18 protein-coding genes and 1 pseudogene are annotated in these 17957 nt (G+C 71.6%); 11 read left to right on the forward strand and 8 right to left on the reverse strand.

What is annotated here, in order from left to right; all coding sequences use genetic code 11:
• Positions 1-397: hypothetical protein (locus ACFWW9_RS41655; RefSeq protein WP_390388431.1), on the forward strand; the 397-nt coding region annotated here is incomplete at its 5' end.
• Between the two features lie 21 nt (positions 398-418).
• On the opposite strand, the gene ACFWW9_RS41660 is transcribed toward ACFWW9_RS41655, so the two are convergent.
• The 7 genes and pseudogenes from ACFWW9_RS41660 to ACFWW9_RS41690 form a co-directional block, all read right to left on the reverse strand.
• Positions 419-3415: a hypothetical protein gene (locus ACFWW9_RS41660; protein WP_390388434.1), complete on the reverse strand. Its 2997-nt coding sequence runs from the start codon at positions 3413-3415 to the stop codon at positions 419-421.
• 148 nt (positions 3416-3563) lie between these two features.
• Complete coding sequence (locus tag ACFWW9_RS41665) at positions 3564-4340, reverse strand: energy-coupling factor ABC transporter ATP-binding protein (protein ID WP_390388469.1); 777 nt, start codon at positions 4338-4340, stop codon at positions 3564-3566.
• A gap of 69 nt (positions 4341-4409) precedes the next feature.
• Positions 4410-5009: pseudogene (locus ACFWW9_RS41670) on the reverse strand (energy-coupling factor transporter transmembrane component T family protein); the annotation flags it as partial.
• The gene (locus tag ACFWW9_RS41675) at positions 5010-5297 is read right to left on the reverse strand and encodes a PDGLE domain-containing protein (protein WP_390388436.1); all 288 of its coding nucleotides are present in this window, start codon (positions 5295-5297) and stop codon (positions 5010-5012) included. It lies immediately after the preceding pseudogene.
• Positions 5294-5983 (reverse strand): energy-coupling factor ABC transporter permease, encoded by a 690-nt coding sequence (locus tag ACFWW9_RS41680; protein WP_390388439.1) that lies wholly within the window; start codon positions 5981-5983, stop codon positions 5294-5296. The genes ACFWW9_RS41675 and ACFWW9_RS41680 overlap by 4 nt, the downstream gene beginning before the upstream one ends.
• Positions 5984-6131: 148 nt before the next feature.
• On the reverse strand, positions 6132-6938 hold the full coding sequence (locus ACFWW9_RS41685; RefSeq protein ID WP_390388441.1) for a hypothetical protein: 807 nt from the start codon (positions 6936-6938) through the stop codon (positions 6132-6134).
• A gap of 64 nt (positions 6939-7002) precedes the next feature.
• Positions 7003-7584, reverse strand: coding sequence for a uridine kinase (locus ACFWW9_RS41690; protein ID WP_390388443.1), 582 nt, complete (start codon positions 7582-7584; stop codon positions 7003-7005).
• A 193-nt stretch (positions 7585-7777) separates the two neighbouring features.
• Here ACFWW9_RS41690 and ACFWW9_RS41695 point away from each other — a divergent pair, with 193 nt between their 5' ends.
• Genes ACFWW9_RS41695 through ACFWW9_RS41710 form a run of 4 tightly spaced genes read left to right on the forward strand, consistent with a single transcriptional unit; the run spans position 7778 to position 11001 of the window.
• The gene (locus ACFWW9_RS41695; protein WP_390388445.1) at positions 7778-9130 is read left to right on the forward strand and encodes a replication-associated recombination protein A; all 1353 of its coding nucleotides are present in this window, start codon (positions 7778-7780) and stop codon (positions 9128-9130) included.
• 41 nt (positions 9131-9171) lie between these two features.
• Positions 9172-9903, forward strand: a complete 732-nt coding sequence (locus ACFWW9_RS41700; RefSeq protein ID WP_390388447.1) for an SAM-dependent methyltransferase — start codon at positions 9172-9174, stop codon at positions 9901-9903.
• Positions 9900-10460 carry a GNAT family N-acetyltransferase gene (locus ACFWW9_RS41705; RefSeq protein ID WP_390388449.1) on the forward strand — a complete coding sequence of 187 codons (561 nt, stop codon included), beginning with the start codon at positions 9900-9902 and terminating at the stop codon, positions 10458-10460. The genes ACFWW9_RS41700 and ACFWW9_RS41705 overlap by 4 nt, the downstream gene beginning before the upstream one ends.
• Entirely contained in the window at positions 10453-11001 is a 549-nt protein-coding gene (locus ACFWW9_RS41710) for a GNAT family N-acetyltransferase (protein WP_390388452.1), read from the forward strand. The genes ACFWW9_RS41705 and ACFWW9_RS41710 overlap by 8 nt, the downstream gene beginning before the upstream one ends.
• A 9-nt stretch (positions 11002-11010) precedes the next feature.
• Here the strand turns inward: ACFWW9_RS41710 and ACFWW9_RS41715 are convergent, their stop codons facing one another.
• Positions 11011-11622 (reverse strand): GNAT family N-acetyltransferase, encoded by a 612-nt coding sequence (locus ACFWW9_RS41715; RefSeq protein ID WP_390388455.1) that lies wholly within the window; start codon positions 11620-11622, stop codon positions 11011-11013.
• Positions 11623-11771: 149 nt separating this feature from the next.
• On the opposite strand from ACFWW9_RS41715, the gene ACFWW9_RS41720 reads away from it, so the two are divergent.
• The 6 genes from ACFWW9_RS41720 to ACFWW9_RS41745 all read left to right on the forward strand — a co-directional run bounded on the left by ACFWW9_RS41720 (position 11772) and on the right by ACFWW9_RS41745 (position 17791).
• Positions 11772-12176, forward strand: coding sequence for a DUF948 domain-containing protein (locus ACFWW9_RS41720; protein ID WP_390388457.1), 405 nt, complete (start codon positions 11772-11774; stop codon positions 12174-12176).
• Positions 12173-12472 carry a hypothetical protein gene (locus tag ACFWW9_RS41725; RefSeq protein WP_390388460.1) on the forward strand — a complete coding sequence of 100 codons (300 nt, stop codon included), beginning with the start codon at positions 12173-12175 and terminating at the stop codon, positions 12470-12472. Before ACFWW9_RS41720 ends, ACFWW9_RS41725 begins: the two co-directional genes overlap by 4 nt.
• Positions 12473-12533: 61 nt before the next feature.
• The gene (alaS, locus tag ACFWW9_RS41730; RefSeq protein ID WP_390388462.1) at positions 12534-15206 is read left to right on the forward strand and encodes an alanine--tRNA ligase; all 2673 of its coding nucleotides are present in this window, start codon (positions 12534-12536) and stop codon (positions 15204-15206) included.
• The gene (gene ruvX / locus ACFWW9_RS41735; RefSeq protein WP_390388463.1) at positions 15203-15718 is read left to right on the forward strand and encodes a Holliday junction resolvase RuvX; all 516 of its coding nucleotides are present in this window, start codon (positions 15203-15205) and stop codon (positions 15716-15718) included. The genes alaS and ruvX overlap by 4 nt, the downstream gene beginning before the upstream one ends.
• On the forward strand, positions 15715-16947 hold the full coding sequence (gene mltG, locus ACFWW9_RS41740; RefSeq protein WP_390388465.1) for an endolytic transglycosylase MltG: 1233 nt from the start codon (positions 15715-15717) through the stop codon (positions 16945-16947). The genes ruvX and mltG overlap by 4 nt, the downstream gene beginning before the upstream one ends.
• A 4-nt stretch (positions 16948-16951) precedes the next feature.
• Positions 16952-17791, forward strand: coding sequence for a shikimate dehydrogenase (locus ACFWW9_RS41745; protein ID WP_390388468.1), 840 nt, complete (start codon positions 16952-16954; stop codon positions 17789-17791).
• Positions 17792-17957 lie beyond the last annotated feature (166 nt).

The following is a 17957-nucleotide window of genomic DNA, read 5'->3' on the forward strand; positions in this document are numbered from 1 at the left end:
GGGGGTGGGGGTGTTCCCCCTGCCGCACCGCGCGCCCGCCGCCCGGCACCGCCCGACCGCGTCCCGCCGGACCCTGCTCGTCCGCGTCACGGCGGGGCTGATCGGCCTGGCCGCGGCACTGGGACTCGCGTTCGCCGTGCTGCTGTACGAGGACCGGACCCTGACCCCGTACGTCCACCACCTGATGCTGTCCACCACGGCGGGGGTGTGGCTCGCCGCGTTCGCCGTGTCCCTGCACGGCTGGTGGAGCCACCGGGTCGCGGTGCGGACCGTGACCCGCGCGGGGCTCCTGCCCGCGGACCTGGCCGACTTCGTCGCCGACGGGGTGCTGCGGATCGGCCCGGACGGCTACGCGTTCGGCCACCACACCCTGCGGCGGCACCTGGCGCGGGACTGACCGTCCCGCGCCGGGCGCGCGTCAGCCGCGGGCCATCGCGAACACGTGCAGCGACGGCGTGCCCGCGGTGGCGGCGGCGCTGCCCGCCGGGAGCCGGACCCTTGAGGTGGTCTTGCCCGCCTGCAACGGCACGCTCACGAAGTACACGTCCGCGATGCCCTGGTACGTCGTGTTGCCCTGCCGGTTCTGGTAGGCCGCCTGGAACGCCACGTCACCGGAGCCGCCGAACCAGTCGGGACTGGTCAGGGTGAACTCCTGCGTGGTGCCGTCGGTGTAGACGACCGTGCCGGTGCCGCCCGCCGTGCCGTAGGCCGCGGTCACCAGGAAGCCCAGGGTGTCCCCGCTGCCGCCGAGCACGATCGACTGGCTGTTGGCGACCGTGTTGTCCGGCGTGCCGGAGCCCGACTGGGACGGCCAGGTGAAGGTCAGGCCGCCGTGGCTGACCTGACCACCCGCGGTCACGCCGACGTTCGCCAACGCGGTCGCCGACATGCTGGCCCCGCCGCCGTCGATGTTGCCGGGGCCGGTGTTGTCGTCCGCGGTCACGGCCACGTTGTTGAACGTCTCGGCCAGCGAGTTCGCCAGCACCGGCTTGTCCAGACCGATCTTCACGGGCCCGAAGTGCTTGGCCGAGGTCGCCGCCGTGCCGGTGACCGCCGCGAACGGCAGCGCCGTGAAGGGCGCGTCCGACTTCTCGATCAGGTACTTGTGCCCGCACGTGGTGTTCACGGTGATCTGCCCGGCGGTCGTCGGCGCGACGACCGTCCGCCCGGTGTCGGCGTCGACCACCTTGATCGACTGGCCCGGCCACGGGTTGCGCACCTTGACCGGGGCGTTGTCGCCCGCCTCCAGCACCACCGTCACCGGCACGCCGGCGCGCACCTGCACGTCGACCTTGCTGTTGTGCCGCACGGAGACCGTGCCGTCGACGTTCCAGTCCGACGGCCACGCGGGAGCGATCCGCAGCAGCCCGTCGTAGTCCTGGACCAGCGCCTCGTTCAGGTTCGCGGCGACGATGCCGGTCTCCTCGTTGTACGGGTTCGCGCCCGCGGAGCCGAACAGGTTCCCCATGCCGGACGGGAACACCTGGTACTTCTTGGTGGTCTCGACGAGGTTCGTCTTGACCTCGCTCGCGAGGCCGAGCCGGGCGGCGGACAGCCCGTCGTAGTTCCACTCCGCGGCGATCCGGAACCGGCGCGCGTCGTAGCTACGCTTGGCGAGCGCGGTGAGCGGGCCGGAGTCGTCGCCGATCAGGCCGTACGCGTAGCTCGGCTCCAGGTCGAGGTTCTCACCGTTGTTCAGCGGGGCCGCGGGCTGCGTGGAGTAGGCGATCACGTCCTGGCCCGCGGCGTCGTCGGCGGGGGTCAGCACCTGCGAGTGCGTGGCGGCGTCGGTGCGGGGCAGCGGCGGGACCTTCGTCGCCGCGGTCCGGAGCTGCCGCGCGAAGTCGGCGTCGGTGTGCAGCGCCTCGGCCGCCGAGGCCACGACCGGGAACAACGCCTGCATGGCGGCGACGTTCGTGACCGGGTCGGTCACGTTCCACTGCGTCTCGTGGGCGTTGGAGGTGGAGTGCAGCAGGCCGTCCGGGCCGACCTTCGCGATGGACAGCAGGAACCGCGCGGCGGACTTCATCAGCGGGTAGCCCTTGAGCAGGAACGCGGTGTCGCCGTTGTGCTGGTAGGCCTGCCAGAGCCACAGGCTGACCTCGGCGCCGGTGGTGTAGGTCAGCGAGTTGTACGTCGGCGCGACGAGGGCGTCGCACGAGGCGTTCTCCTCGGGGTTGGCGCCGGTGTAGTAGCCGGTGCCGTCGAACCGCATGGTCTCCGGCACGCACGCGCCCGCGGAGCCCGGCACCTTCGCCTTCGTCCACGCCTCGATGGCCGAGAGGTTGGAGGTGTAGAGGTCGAAGAACGCCGTGTTCAGGTCCGGCACGCCCGAGCTGAGGTTGGCCGCGATCTGCATCCGCAGGTTCCAGAACCAGTAGTCGGCGGGCACCCAGTCCTGCCGGTCCTGGGAGAAGGAGAACAGGTTGGCGACGCCCGCCTGCGTACCGGGGTACGCGCCGCGGTTGAGGCTGGCCTCCTGGTAGAGGTAGATCGTCCGCAGCGCCTCCAGGTATTGCCCTGAGCCGTCGGAGGACTCGATCCTCATCGGATCGGCCTTCGCCCAGAAGTCGTGCCACCACTTGAGGTGCGCCTTGTCCGCGTCACCGGTCGAGGCGGCGTTGTTGAGCAGCTTCTTCGCGGTTTTCGCCGCGTCCCCGCCGGTCCACTTCGGCGAGCCGACGACCACGCGGAACGCGCCGTCGGCGTTGGGCTTGAACGAGACCTGCACCTTCTGGGCGTCCACGACGGAGGAGGTGACGTCCCGGCCGCCCGCCGTGAGGGCGAGCAGGCTGCCGAACGTCTTGCCCCCACCCGCGGGCGGGCCGTCCACCCAGGTCTCGGCGAGCGTGCCGATCGAGCCGGACGCCTGGGCCTGCGGCGACCGCCCGGACCACAGGAACCCCTGCGCGGTCTGGACGGCGTTCGGGTCGGCCCCGGTGACGTCGACGACGAGCTGGTCGGTGTCCGCGCGTACGTAGACGCGGGCCGTGAGGCCGCCGCCGGTCTCGGTGAGCACGCCGTCGTACAGGTCGAGGTGGGCGGCGAAGTCGGGGGCGTTGACCAGCTTGGCGAGGCCGGGGATCGTGACCTGGCCGGGGGACTTGCGGTCCGGGAAGGTGTCGACGCGGTTGAGCTGCGCGGTGAACCCGCCCGCCGCCCACACCGCCGCGCCCAGCGACCCGTTGCCCACGGGGAGGGACTCGGTGTTGGCGAGGTTGGGGCCGCCGAGCACGACGTTCGCTCTGCTGACGACGGCGTGGCGGTCGAGCTGGAACGCCCCGTTCCGCCACGCGGTGCTGACACCGGGGGGTGTCGGGGGAGCGGCGACGGCGGGCGTGGCGGTCGACAGGCCGACCACGGTGACCGTGGCCGCCGCGAGTGCGGCGATGCGCGAGTGGCTGCTGGGTGGCACCTTGTCTCCCTTGACAGAGGGCGAGCACGGCAGTCATCGGAGGTCTGCCGTCGATCGCGACCAGTGGACAACACGGCGCGGGCACTGTCAACGATCGATTATCCACTGTCGAGCGGATGGCACTCTCGTGCCGGATTCGAGGGTGGGGCTAGTCCAGCCGGAACCCGTACGGCAGCTCCAGCCGGTGCGCCGCGAGCAGCGCCGTGTCGGCGAGGATCTCGCGGGTCGGGCCGTCGGCCACGACGACGCCCTCGTCGATCACCACGCTCCGGGTGCACAGCTGCAACGCGTACGGCAGGTCGTGCGTGACCATCAGCATCGTCCGGTTCAACCCGAGCAGGACCTCGGCGAGTTCGCGGCGGGCCACCGGTTCGAGGTTCGCGGACGGCTCGTCGAGCACCAGGATCTCCGGGTCGCAGGCCAGGACGGTCGCCAGCGCGACCCGGCGGCGCTGGCCGCCGGACAGGTGCAGCGGGGAGCGGTCGGCGAAATCGGCCATGCCGACCGCGTCGAGCGCCTTGCGGACGCGCTCGTCCAGGTCCGCGCCGCGCAGGCCGAAGTTCGCCGGCCCGAACGCCACGTCCTGGCGGGCGGTCGGCATGAACAGCTGGTCGTCGGGGTCCTGGAACACCACGCCGACCCGGCGGCGGATCTCCTTGAGGTTCGCCTTGTCGACCGGCAGCCCGGCCACCTCGATCCGGCCGGAACCGCCGGTGATCACGCCGTTGAGGTGCATGACGAGCGTGGTCTTGCCCGCGCCGTTCGGGCCGAGCAGCGCGACCCGCTCACCGGGCTGGACCCGCAGGTTGACGCCGTAGAGCGCCTGGTGGCCGTCCGGGTACGCGTAGGCCAGGTGCTCGACCAGCAGCGCGGCGGTCTCCCGCTCGACCACGCGGACTGGCTGCGGACTGCTGGACCCGGTCATCTCCGGCATCGTGCCACTCCACCCGCGCGACACCATCGCCAGGTGCACGCGCTCGCCGCGCTCGTAGGAGCGGATGAACAGGCTGCCGATGCCCCGCGCGGTCGCGCCGACCTGCCAGAGGAAGCGCGGGTCGTGGCCGCGGGAGATGCGGGCGATCCGCATCCGCTGCGCCTCGCCGACGATGACCTCGCCGTAGCGCAGCATCAGCGTCGCGATGGTGATCAGCACGGACGGCGTGCGCAGGCGTTGCATCCCGAGCAGCAGGTCGTGCGGCGCGGTCGTCGCGGCCAGCGTCAACGACACCAGCACGCCGAGCGTGCCCTTGGCCAGGATGTTCCACCCGGCCAGCGCGCCCTCGACGGACACCGCCACGCCGAGGAAGTCGACCCGCCTGCCGTGCCCGACCAGGGGCAGCAGGACCGCGAGCACCACGAACGGCAGCTCGATCAGCGACCGGGCCGCGAACCAGCTCACCGGCACCCGCGCGACCCACCACACCGACACGATCGCCAGCAGGTAGACGCCGAACGCCCAGAACGCCTCGCGCGGCGTCGCCACGACGCACAGCACGGCCACGAACGCCGCGACGATCTTCAGCTGCGGCGGCAGCCGGTGCACCGGCGAGTCGCCCGGCCGGTGCAGCACGCCGTGGCCGTGGCCCGCGCCCATCTAGTGCTTCTGGGGGGAACGCTTGCGCAGCAACCAGAACAGGCCGCCGGCGAGCAGCAGCGTGACGACCACGCCGACGATGCCCGCGACACCGGTGAACCGGTCGTCGCCGCCCACGGCGTAGTCCGCGAACAGCGAGCCGCTCATCGGGCTCTCCTTCGCGTGCTGCGCGATGCCGTGGACCTCCGTCACGTGGTCCAGGCCGTCCGGGTTGGAGTTCGCGAAGTACGACACCACCCCGGCCAGCACGAGCGAGACGACCGCGAACCCGAGGAAGAACCGCTTCACGCCCTCAACTCCAACTTCTGCTCGGTCCCGCGCAGCAGGTACACCAGGTCCGGTCGGACCGCGCTAACGGCCGTGACCGTCGCCGCGGTGATCAGGCCCTCGCCGACGCCGATCAGCACGTGCACCCCGACGATCGCCGCGGCCACCGTCCCGAGCGACACGCCGCCCTGCCCGCCGATCGCGTACTCCAGCACGAACCCGCAGGAGGCGACCACGGTGTTCACCAGCGCGGACACGAACGCCACCGCCGCGATCCCGCCCTTGCCCCGGCGCGCGAACCGCCGCAGCGCCATGGCCACCAGGTACCCGGTCGCGGTGCCGATCAGCGCCATGTTGGTCACGTTCGCGCCGAGCGCCGTCACCCCGCCGTCCGCGAACAGCAGGGATTGCAGCACCAGCACGATCGTCACGCACAGCGCGCCGACCCACGGCCCGACCAGGATGGCGGCCAGCGCGCCGCCCAGCAGGTGCCCGCTCACGCCCGGCAGCACCGGGAAGTTCAGCATCTGGGTGGCGAACACGAACGCCGCCACCAGCCCCGCCATCGGGGCGGTCCGGTCGTCCAGGTCGCCGCGCGCCTTCGCCAGCGCGACACCGACGCCGACGACCGCGACCGCGACGAACAGGAGCGAGGTCGGCGCGTTCAGCAGGCCGTCGCTCATGTGCATTGCGATGGTTTCGGTCACGCGGGTCACGGTAGTTGCCACACACCCGTTATGGCCAGACTGCTGCAACAACCGCCACCTGATGGACGCCACACCGCCACCGGTGAACCGTTCGCGCTGGTAGCCGTAGCCGTCATGGCAGAACGTTCGGTTCGGCGGCCCGGTCGGTTCAGGCCTGGTAGCGCGGCATCGCCGTCCAGTCGCCCGTGCCGCCCACACGGGGGTCGTAGTTGGGGTCGTTGGTGCCGCGGATCTCGCCCTGCCGGTTGACCCAGTAGTACCGGTGCTGGGTGCTCAGCTCGACGGGCCGGTTGTCGTACGGGTTGACCCGCGTGTCGACGTTGCCGAGCGCCTCGCGGAACTCGAAGTTCCGCCGTTCATCGGACGCCCACCGCTGGTCCACGACCTCCTGCCACTGCCGCTGCCCGTGGTCGTTCACCTCGCGGAACCGCTCGCCGAGGGCGATCGAGTTGTCGAGGTTCTGCCTCGCCAACGCCCCCGCCATGAACGTCTGCGACCCGGCGGGCGCCACCTGCGCCGCCACGTCCGGCAGCCAGTCGCGGTAGGCGGGCCACGACGGCGCTTGGGCGGCGGCGAACGTCATGGTGGCGTTGCACTGCCCGTACCCGTGCGTCACGTGCGACACCGCCAGCGCGTGGCACAGGACCCCGCCGGTCGCGTAGCTGATGTCGAACAACCCCGACGCCGTCACGCCGGGAGGGGGCGGCACCGGCTGTCCGGAGTGGAACGCGGTGACCTGCAACCCGTGCATCTGCATCGCGTACTGGAGGAACTGGTCGGGCGTGAACGGCTGGAACATCCCCACCAGCCCCACCATCATGATCGCCGCCTGCTGGTCGGGCGAGTTGAGGCAGATGAGGTTCGAGTTCTCCTGCACCCCCCAGCCCTCGGGCAGCGCGTAGCGGAAGAAGGACCCGACCTGCTGGCTGATCCGGGGTCGCACAGGGTGCCTCACAAGGGGAGTGGACGATTCCCCCGGATGATCGCCGCCGCGGTCCTCGCCGTTTCACCTGCTCGGACTAGACCGACACCGGCACCTCGAACGCCGCCAGCTCCGTCCGAGCCTGCCCCGGCCGCACGACCCGCATCCCGGCCCGCGCGCACCGCCGCACCACGTCCCCGTGCTCCCGCCACAACCGCACCCCGCGCCGCAGCAGCACCGGCACCGGCTTGCGGGCCTCGGCCACGTCCCGCACGAACCGCCGCACGAACGTGACGAAAGCGTTGGGGCACAACACGATCGCGTCGACCAACACCCCGGCCTCCCGACACCCGGCGACGAGCCGGTCGGCGAACAGCCCTTCCGCGATGAACGCGGGCGCGTCTCCCAGGGTCACCGTGTGGCACCCGGTCTTCCGGCTCTCGCTGATCGAGTACGTCGGCGCCTCCACCGTCCCGGTCGTGGCGAGCCGCACGATCGCCGCCAACGCCGCCCCGGTGTCCCACGAGCCCTCCGCGTCCCAGTCGGCCAACCCCGAGGGCAGCCGGGGGAGCAGCGGGTCGTCGGCATCGCGGTAGAAGTCGTCCAGCCGCAGCACGGGCCAGCCCAGGTGGGCGGCGAGGTGAGACTTGCCCGAACCGGAGGGACCGGCGAGCAACACGGCGCGCGCGTGAACGGGAGATGACGGCACGGAACACGATTCTTGCACAACACCCGACGTCACGGCCGGTTCAGGACGTCACTGTCGAGGGTCGTGCACCGTCGGCCGGTCCACGCCGACACCATCCGCGTCCGGTCCGCCACCCACCGTGTGACTTCGCTCGGTGTCGTACCCGCCCGGTAGGTTCGAACACGTGAACGAAGGGCTGTTCGACGAGGGCTTGTTCGGGGCTACGCCGGAGGAGCGGGCGGCGCGGATCGCGGCCAACGCGCCGTTGGCGGTGCGGATGCGGCCGGCGTCGTTGGACGAGGTCGTGGGGCAGGACCACCTGCTCGGGGCCGGGGCTCCGTTGCGGCGGCTGGTCGAGGGGTCGTCGCCTGCTTCCGTGATGCTCTACGGGCCGCCCGGCACCGGGAAGACGACGTTGGCCACGCTCGTGTCGCAGGCGACCGGGCGGCGGTTCGCCGCGCTCTCCGCGTTGTCCGCCGGCGTGAAAGAGGTGCGGACGGTCATCGACGACGCCAAGCGGCGGTTGGTGCGGTCGGGCGAGCAGACCGTGCTGTTCATCGACGAGGTGCACCGGTTCTCCAAGACGCAGCAGGACGCGCTGCTCGGGGCGGTGGAGGACCGGATCGTGCTGCTGGTGGCCGCGACCACCGAGAACCCGTACTTCTCCGTCGTGTCGCCGCTGCTGTCGCGGTCGCTGGTGCTCCAGCTCAAGCCGCTGACCGACGACGACGTGCGCACGCTCGTGCGCCGCGCGGTCGCCGACGAGCGCGGGCTGGGCGGCAAGGTGACCGTCGCCCAGGACGCCGAGGACCACCTGGTGCGGCTCGCGGGCGGGGACGCGCGGCGGGCGTTGACGGCACTCGAAGCCGCCGCCGACTCGGCGTCGCAGGAGCAGGACGGGGTGCTGGACCTGCCGCTGCTGGAGGCCACGGTCGACAAGGCCGCCGTGCGCTACGACCGCGACGGCGACCAGCACTACGACGTGACCAGCGCGTTCATCAAGTCCCTCCGCGGCTCGGACGTCGACGCGACCCTGCACTACCTGGCCCGGATGATCGAGGCGGGCGAGGACCCCCGGTTCATCGCGCGCAGGCTGGTGATCCACGCCAGCGAGGACATCGGCATGGCCGACCCGATGGCGCTTCTCGTCGCGACGGCCGCCCAGTCGGCGGTGCAGACGATCGGCCTGCCGGAGTGCGCGCTCAACCTCGCGCAGGCCGCGATCCACCTCGCGACCGCGCCCAAGTCGAACGCGGTCACGACGGCGATCGGCGCGGCGATGGCGGACGTCCGGCAGGGCGCGACGGGCGCGGTGCCCCCGCACCTGCGCGACGGCCACTACGCGGGCGCGGCGAAGCTCGGCAACGCGCAGGGCTACCGGTACCCGCACGACGTGGCCGAGGGCGTCCTCACCCAGCAGTACCCGCCGGACGACCTGGTCGGCCGCGACTACTACCAGCCGACCCCGCGCGGAGCCGAGCGCGTGCTGGCCGAACGCCTGCCGAAGCTGCGCCGGGTGGTCCGCGGCGAGGAGTAAATCCGGTGGCCGTTCCCGGACACCGGTGTCACCGTGGCCCCGTGACTCCCGCACCCGTGAACGGCCACGCCCTCCTCGACTTCAACGCCCCGATGTCGGACGCGCGCGCCTACGAGCTGATCGGCACCCTCCGGCTGGCCGAGCAGAGGATCGTCGACTACGGCTGCGGCTGGGCGGAACTGCTGCTGCGCATGGTCGAGCACGAGCCGACGGCGCGGGCCGTCGGCGTGGACGGCGACGAGACCGGCATCGCCAGGGGCCGGGCGAACGCGACCTCGCGCGGGCTCGGCAAGAACGTCCGGCTGGAGTTGGCCGACCTCACGACGTGGGAGTCCGAGCCGGTCGACGTGGCCGTGTCCATCGGCTCCAGCCACGCCTGGGGCCACACCCGCGAGACCCTGGCGGCCATGCACCAGCGCGTCCGCCCCGGCGGGCAACTCCTGCTCGGCGACGCGTTCTGGGAGAAGCCGCCGAGCGACGTCCTCCTGGAGCGCTTCGGCGCGAAACCCGACGACTACGGCACGATCGGCGAACTCGTCGACCTGGCGATGGCCTCGGGGTTCCGGCTCCTGTCGCTGGCCACCGCCAACCAGGACGAGTGGGACAGCTTCGAGTCCCGCTGGTGCGCGAGCCGCGAGCGCTGGCTGCTGGAGCACCCCGACCACCCCGAGGCCGCCGCCGTCCGCAAGGTCGTGGACGACCACCGCGACCTCTGGCTGCACGGCTACCGCGGCTACCTGGGCTTCGCCTACCTCACCCTGGCGCGGGCATGACGACCTTCCTGGAGACCGAACGCCTGGTGCTGCGCCGCTTCACCGAGTCCGACGCGGACCACCTCGTCGCGCTCGACGGCGACCCTGACGTGACGCGGTACATCACCGGCGGCGTCGCGACCCCGCGCGCCGAGATAGTCGAGGACTACCTGCCCGCGTACTTCGCCTACTACGAGCGGTTCGCGGGCTTCGGCTTCTGGGTCGCCGAGGACCGCGCGGGAACGTTCCTCGGCTGGTTCCACTTCCGCCCGCAGCCCCACGACCCGCCGGGCCACGTCGAGCTGGGCTACCGGTTCGTCAAGGCCGCGTGGGGTCTCGGCTACGGCACCGAGGGTTCGAAGGCGTTGATCGACAAGGGTTTCCGCGAGTTCGGCGTCGAGCGCGTCTACGCCGAGACGATGGTGGTGAACACCGGTTCCCGCCGGGTCATGGAGAAGGCGGGCCTCCGCCAGATCCGGATCTTCCACCAGGACTGGCCGTACCCGATCGAGGGCAGAGAGCACGGCGACGTGGAGTACGCGCTCACCCGGCAGGAGTGGGAGGCCGCCGGTGGCTGACGCGGTCCTGGAGACCGAACGCCTGGTGCTGCGCCGCTTCACCGAGTCCGACGCCGACGACCTGGTCGCGCTCAACGGCGACCCGGACGTGATGCGGTACCTCACCGGCGGCGTCCCCACGCCACGCGCCGAGGTGCTGGAGTTCCTGCGCCGGCACCTCGACCACCCCGAACTCGGGGTCCTGGCCGCGGAGGACCGGGCGGGCACGTTCCTCGGCTGGCTGTCGCTCCTGGTCCGCCCGGACGAACGGCCGGGCCACGCCGAACTCGGCTACCGCCTCACCCGCGCCTGCTGGGGGAGGGGCTACGCGACCGAGGGCGCGAAGGCGCTCGTGCACCGCGGGTTCACCGAGCAGGGACTGGACCGCGTGTACGCCGAGACGATGGTGGTGAACACCGGGTCGAGGCGGGTCATGGAGAAGGCAGGCCTGAAGCAAGTCCGGATCTTCCACCTCGACTGGGCGCACCCGATCGACGGCAGCGAGCACGGCGAGGTCGAGTACGCGCTCACCAGGCAGGAGTGGGAGGCCCCTGGTGGCTGAGGAGGCCCCCTAGCGAGAGTGGATCATGAGGAGGGCCACCTTGCCCGGCAGCAGGATCTCGCCGACCGGCTCGAACCCCCCGGCGTGGAACGACGCGATGGCCCGCTTGTTGCGCACGTCCGGTTCCAGCAGCACGCGGGTGCACGCCGGGTCGGCGTCGAACAGCGCCTCGGTCAGCACCGGCAGCACCGACCGGACCAGCCCGCGGTCGGTCAGCGCGAGGTCGCCGACGGCCACGTGCAGCCCGATGTCGTGCGGCCGCGCCCGGTAGCAGCGGGCCACCTGGTCGCGGGCCGCGCGGTAGACCTCCAGGTACAGCATCGGCGTCCCGTCCCGGCCGACCAGGCACGGCAGCGAGTGCACGCCCGCGAGCTGGGCGCGCAGCTCGGCGTCCCACAGCTCGCGCGACCACGCCTGCTGCCAGAACGCCGCCACGTGCGGCGACTGCATCCAGCCGTGCACGAGTTCGAGGTCGAACGAGTCCGGGTCCACGGCTCTCGCGCACCACCCGCCGCCCAGCGACGGCACCGGGGGCGCGGGCACCCCGACCAGGTCCGAGTCCTCCGGCGGGAGGTTCGCTCCAGGCCTCGACACGGCCCGGTAGTCGTCCAGGTTGGTCACCGGCCGCACCGGGCCTCCAGTCCGCTGTGACGATCACTTCACTGCCGGTGACCACGCTAGTCGGAGCAACGGCGATCCAATCGGGTCCATTCGGGGGACGCACGCTAACCTTGGGGCCCTTCCACTCCGTGCATTCCCCAGGAGGATCCGTGTCGCCAGGGCAGATCGCCGCGCTGGTAGCAGCAGGCGCATTCGTGCTGCTCGTGCTGCTGCTGGCGATTCCGCTGCTCAAGCTCGGCAAGACGTTGGACGAGGCGACGATCGCGATCCGCAAGGCGCACGAGAACACCGACCCGCTGTTCACCGAGGCCAACCAGACGTTGACCCACGTGAACACGCAGTTGGAGCGCGTCGACGGCATCACCGCCAACGCCCGCGCGGTCACCGGCAACGTCTCCGCGCTCACCTCGCTGTTCACCGCCACGCTCGGCGGTCCGCTGGTGAAGGCCGCCGCGCTGTCCTACGGCGTGAGCAAGGCCGTCCGCGCGCGCCGCAAGGCCGCCGAGACCCCCAACAAGCACGCCCGCCGCAGGCCGCGCGGAGGCAAGCGATGAGCAGGTTGTTCTGGTTCGCCGCGGGAGCCGCCGCGGGTGTGTTCGCCGTCCGCAAGGTCGGCCAGGTGACCCACCAGGTCACCCCGCAGGGCATCGGCGAGAACGTCGGCAACGGTCTCCGCGAACTCGCGGGGGCGCTGGGCTCCTTCGGGGCCGAGGTGCGCGCGGGCATGGCCGAGCGCGAGGACGAGTTGAAGGAGACGGTGGAGCGCCAGACCGGGTACACCCCCGGCCGGTACTCGACCGAGCCCGCCCGCCGCTCCTCCGGCGCGCGAGCGCGCCGGGCGGACGGCTGAGCCACTCCGCCGTCCGCCTTCCCGCGCCCCTCCGACCGCAATACCCCTGAAGGACATCGCCGTGCAGACCCACGAGATCATCAAGCGTTTCCGCGAGCACTTCGAGCGCGCGGGCCACACCGTCGTGCCCAGCGCCTCGCTGCTGCTGGACGACCCCAACCTGCTGTTCGTCAACGCGGGCATGGTGCCGTTCAAGCCGTACTTCCTCGGCGAGGCCCCCGCGCCGTACAAGCGGGCCACCAGCGTCCAGAAGTGCGTGCGCACCGGTGACATCGAAGAGGTCGGCAAGACGACCCGGCACCTGACGTTCTTCCAGATGGCGGGCAACTTCTCGTTCGGCGACTACTTCAAGGAAGACGCCATCCGGCTCGCCTGGGAGCTGATCACCAAGTCCCAGGCCGACGGCGGGTACGGCTTCGACCCCGAGCGCCTGTGGGCGACCGTCTACCACGACGACGACGAGGCGTTCGACCTGTGGCAGAAGGTCGCGGGCCTGCCGCCGGAGCGCATCCAGCGCCGCGGCATCGAGGACAACTACTGGTCCATGGGCGTTCCCGGCCCGTGCGGCCCGTGCTCGGAGATCTACTACGACCGCGGTCCCGAGTTCGGCCAGGAGGGTGGCCCCGTCGTCGACGAGGACCGCTACCTGGAGATCTGGAACCTGGTCTTCATGCAGAACGAGCGCGGACCGGGTGGGGCGAAGAAGGACTACCCGATCCTCGGCGAGCTGCCCGCGAAGAACATCGACACCGGCATGGGCGTCGAGCGCGTGGCGTTCCTGCTCCAGGGCGTGGACAACGTCTACGAGACCGACCTCGTCCGCGCGGTCATCAGCAAGGCCGAGGAGCTGTCCGGCCGCAAGTACGGGGCCGACAAGGTCGACGACGTCCGGTTCCGCGTCATCGCGGACCACGCCCGCAGCAGCGTCCTGCTGATCGGCGACGGCGTGACCCCCGGCAACGAGGCCCGCGGCTACGTGCTGCGCCGCCTGCTCCGCCGCATCGTCCGCTCCTCGCGCCTGCTCGGCGTGTCCGAGCCGGTGCTGCCGATCTTCGCCGAGGTCGTCCGCGACACGATGGGCCAGGCCTACCCGGAGCTGGTCGAGAACTTCGCCCGCATCCAGCAGATCATGCGCGCCGAGGAGGACACGTTCCTCCAGACGCTCGCCGCCGGGTCGCGGATCTTCGAGACGGCCGCCGACGCGATCAAGGCCGACGGCCGCGCGACCCTGCCGGGCGACAAGGCGTTCCAGCTGCACGACACGTACGGCTTCCCGATCGACCTCACGCTGGAGATGGCCTCGGAAGCGGGCCTGACCGTGGACGAGGACGGCTTCCGCAAGCTGATGGCCGAGCAGCGCGCCCGCGCCAAGGCCGACGCGGCGGGCAAGAAGACCGGCCACGGCGACCAGACGGTCTACCGCGAGCTGCTCGACCTGGGCGCGACGGAGTTCGTCGGCTACACCGACCTCGCCGCCGAGGCGACCGTGCGCGGCATCGTCCGCGAGGGCGCCCGCGTGAAGTCGGCCCGCGAGGGCGAGATCGTCGAGGTCGTGCTCGACCGCACGCCCCTGTACGCCGAGTCCGGCGGCCAGGAGAGCGACGCGGGCGTGATCGTCGCCGACGGCGCCGAGCTGGAGGTCGTGGACGTCCAGAAGGTCGCCCGCAAGCTGTGGGTGCACCAGGTGCGCGTGGTCAGCGGCGAGATCGCCGAGGGCCAGCACGTCGAGGCGCGGGTGGACCAGGAGTGGCGCACGGGCGCCCGCCAGGGCCACTCGGGCACGCACGTCGTGCACGCCGCCCTGCGGCAGGTGCTCGGCCCGTCCGCGTTGCAGAGCGGTTCGTACAACAAGCCCGGCTACCTGCGGCTCGACTTCGCGTGGACCGGCGGTCTGTCCGACGAGACCCGCAGCGAGATCGAAGAGGTCTCGAACCTGGCCGTCCGCAAGGACCTGCCGGTCCGAGTGGTCTACACCGACATGAACGGCGCGCAGGAACTCGGCGCGGTCGCCCTGTTCGGCGAGACCTACGACGAGTCCGTCCGCGTCGTCGAGATCGGCGGCCCCTGGTCGCGCGAGCTGTGCGGTGGCACGCACGTCGAGCACTCGTCCCAGATCGGCCCGGTCACGCTGCTCGGCGAGTCCTCCGTCGGCTCCGGCGTGCGCCGCATCGAGGCCTACGTCGGCATCGAGGCGTTCCGCTTCCTGGCGCAGGAGCGCGCTCTGGTGCAGAACGTCGCGGGCCTGCTGAAGGTGCCGAACGCCGAGGTGCCCGGCCGGGTCGAGGCGCTCGTGGAGCGCCTGCGCGTGGCCGAGAAGGAGCTGGAACGCCTCCGCGGCGCCCAGTTGCTCTCCTCCGCCGGTCAGTTCGCGGACAGCGCCCTGGACATCCGCGGGGTGGCACTGGTCGCCCTCGCGCTGCCTGAGGGCACCTCCGGGGCCGACCTGCGCACGCTGGGCTCCGAGGTGCGCAACCGCCTCGGCGCGCGCGCCGGCGTGGTGGCCCTGTTCGCGCCGGACGGCGCCAAGGCCAGCTTCGTCGTGGCGACCACGGCCGCCGCCCGTGACCTGGGCATCGCCGCGGGCAAGCTCGTGCCCGCGTTCGCCCCGGCCCTCGGCGGCCGAGGCGGCGGCAAGCCGGACCTCGCCCAGGGCGGCGGCACGGACCCGTCGGGCATCCCGGCGGCCATCACGGCGCTGCGCACCGAACTCGATCGCGCGGTCGAATCCCGTTGACCAGCCCCGATCGACCCGGCGTCGACGATCCCGGCCGCGGAAGGCGGCTCGCCGTCGACGTCGGGTCCGTTCGGGTCGGCGTCGCGATCAGTGATCCGACTCCGTTCCTCGCGACCCCACTCGCTACTCTGGTACGTGACGAAAAGACCGGCAAGGACCTGACGGAACTCGCCGGACTCGTCGTCGAGCACGACGTGGTGGAAGTCGTGGTCGGATTGCCCAGGACCCTGGCCGGACGGCACGGACCGGCGGCCGAGGCGGCGTCCACGTACGCTGCCCTCTTGGCCGAGCGGATCGCACCGGTTCCGGTGCGGCTCACCGACGAACGGTTGACGACCGTCGTCGCGAGCCGTGTACTGGCGCAGAGCGGCGTACGAGGCAAGAAACAACGTGCCGTTGTAGACCAGGCCGCTGCGGTGGAGATCCTGCAGTCCTGGCTCGACGCACGCGCGCGATTCGTGGCCCGATCCGCTGAGGAGGATCGAGCCCCCGGAGCGAAGGACAGCACGTGAGCGACGACCTCGGGTTGTTCACCGAACCTGACGTGCACCCGGACGACCGGCAACGGCGTCCGAAGGGCAAGGCGGCCGTCGCGGCCCGCCGCGCGAAGGTGCGGCGCAAGAGGACCATCCTGTGGGTCGTGGTGGCGCTGGTGCTGGGCCTCGGCGGTGTGGGCGCCTACTACGGCTACCAGACGTTGAGCGGCATCGGCTCCTTCGAGGACTTCGCGGGCGCGGGGGACACGGACGTCGTGGTCGAGGTCAAGGACGGCGACACCGTCTCGGCCATCGCGACCACGCTGAAGGACCAGGGCGTCACGGCGAGTGCCCGCGCGTTCACCGAGGCGGGCAAGACCGACGCCCGCGTGACCGCGATCCAACCCGGCTTCTACCTGATGAAGACCAAGATGTCTGGCGAGGCCGCGGTCGGCCGGATGATCGACCCGAAGACCAAGATCACGCCGTTGGAGGTCAAGGGCGGCAACGTCCTGCACGACATCACCGGTGGTGACGGCAAGGTCACCAAGGGCATCCTGTCGATGCTGTCCGACGCGAGCTGCGTCGAGCTCGACGGCGTGAAGAAGTGCGTCACCCCCGAGGAGTTGCGCACGGCGGCGGAAACCGCCGACCCGGTCGCCCTGGGCGTGCCGGACTGGGCTGTGGCGGACGTGAACAAGGCCGAGAAGGCGCACCGCCTCGAAGGCCTCATCGCCCCCGGCCTCTACCAGCTCAAGCCCGGTGCGACGGCTGTGGAACTGCTGAACAGCGTCATCACGACGTCCGTGACCCGCCTGCAGAGCTACGGCGTCGTGACCGGCGGCAAGGGCAGCGGTTTCCGGCCGTACGAGCTCCTGACCATTGCCTCCCTGGTGGAGAAGGAGGGCCTCACCAAGGACTTCGGCAAGGTGGCACGGGTCATCTACAACCGCCTGGCCGTCAAGCAGATCCTGCAGTTGGACTCGACGGTGAACTACAAGCTGGACAAGCCGAACATCAGGACCAGCGACGCGGACCGCGATGCCGCGGGCCCGTACAACACCTATTCCACCGAGTCGAAGGGGCTGACGCCGACGCCCATCGGCTCGCCCGGCCGGGAAGCCGTCCAAGCCGCGGTCAACCCCGAACCGGGCAAGTGGATGTTCTTCGTGAAGTGCCAGAAGGACGGCACGTCGTGCTTCAACGAGACCAACGCTGAGCACGACAAGGCCGTCGCCAAGGCGATCGAGGAAGGCGTCTTCTAAGCCCATGCCGTCCCGCGCCGCCGTCATCGGTTCGCCGGTGTCGCACTCCCTGTCACCCGTGCTCCACAACGCCGCCTACGAGGCGCTGGGGCTGGACTGGACGTACTCGCGGATCGAGTGCGACGAAGCCGGGGTGCCCGCGCTGGTCGCGGGCCTCGACGAGTCGTGGACCGGTCTGTCCGTCACGATGCCGGGCAAGCGCGCGGCGCTGGCGGTGGCCACCTCGGTCACCGAGCGGGCCGCCGTCGTCGGCGCGGCCAACACGCTGCTGCGCGTGCCGGACGGCTGGCGCGCGGACTGCACGGACGTGGACGGTGTCGTCGGCGCGCTGCGGTTCGCGGGCGGTTTCTCCAGCGGTGACAGGGGTTTGCTGCTCGGCGCGGGCGGAACGGCCACCGCCGCCCTCGCCGCGTTCGCCGCACTGGGACTGTCCACTGTGGACCTCGTCGTCCGCGACCCGGCCCGCACCGCCGAGGCCGTCGCCTGCGCGTCCCGCCTCGGTCTCGGCCTGACCGTGGTCGCCTGGTCCGACGCCGACTTCGCCGCGCTGGCCACGTCGTCCGACGTCCTGGTCAGCACGGTCCCCCCGTCGGCGACCGAACCGGTGGCCGCGGCACTGGCCAAGGCCCCGTGCCTGCTCGACGTCATCTACCACCCGTGGCCGACCCCGCTGGGCACCGCGGTCCTCGACCAGGGCCGCACGATGGCCACCGGCCTGGACATGCTGCTGCACCAGGCTTTCGGCCAGGTCGAGCAGTTCACCGGCCACGACGCCCCCCGCGAGGCCATGCGCAAGGCCCTCCGCACCGCCACCGGCGACGTGCTGCCGCTGCCGGTGGCCTAGCCGTTCTCGGCGACGCGGGCGAGCCACGCTCGGCGTCGTCGGCAGGCCCGTGACCCGTCGCGCCCCCACTCGATCTCGAACAGCGTCGTGCACGAGCGCCACCCGAGAACGCGAAAGAGGCCGTGCGTCCTATGTGGACGCACGGCCTCTCCCACTGGTGCGGCTC

Source organism: Umezawaea sp. NPDC059074, from assembly GCF_042738955.1.
Lineage (GTDB): Bacteria > Actinomycetota > Actinomycetes > Mycobacteriales > Pseudonocardiaceae > Umezawaea.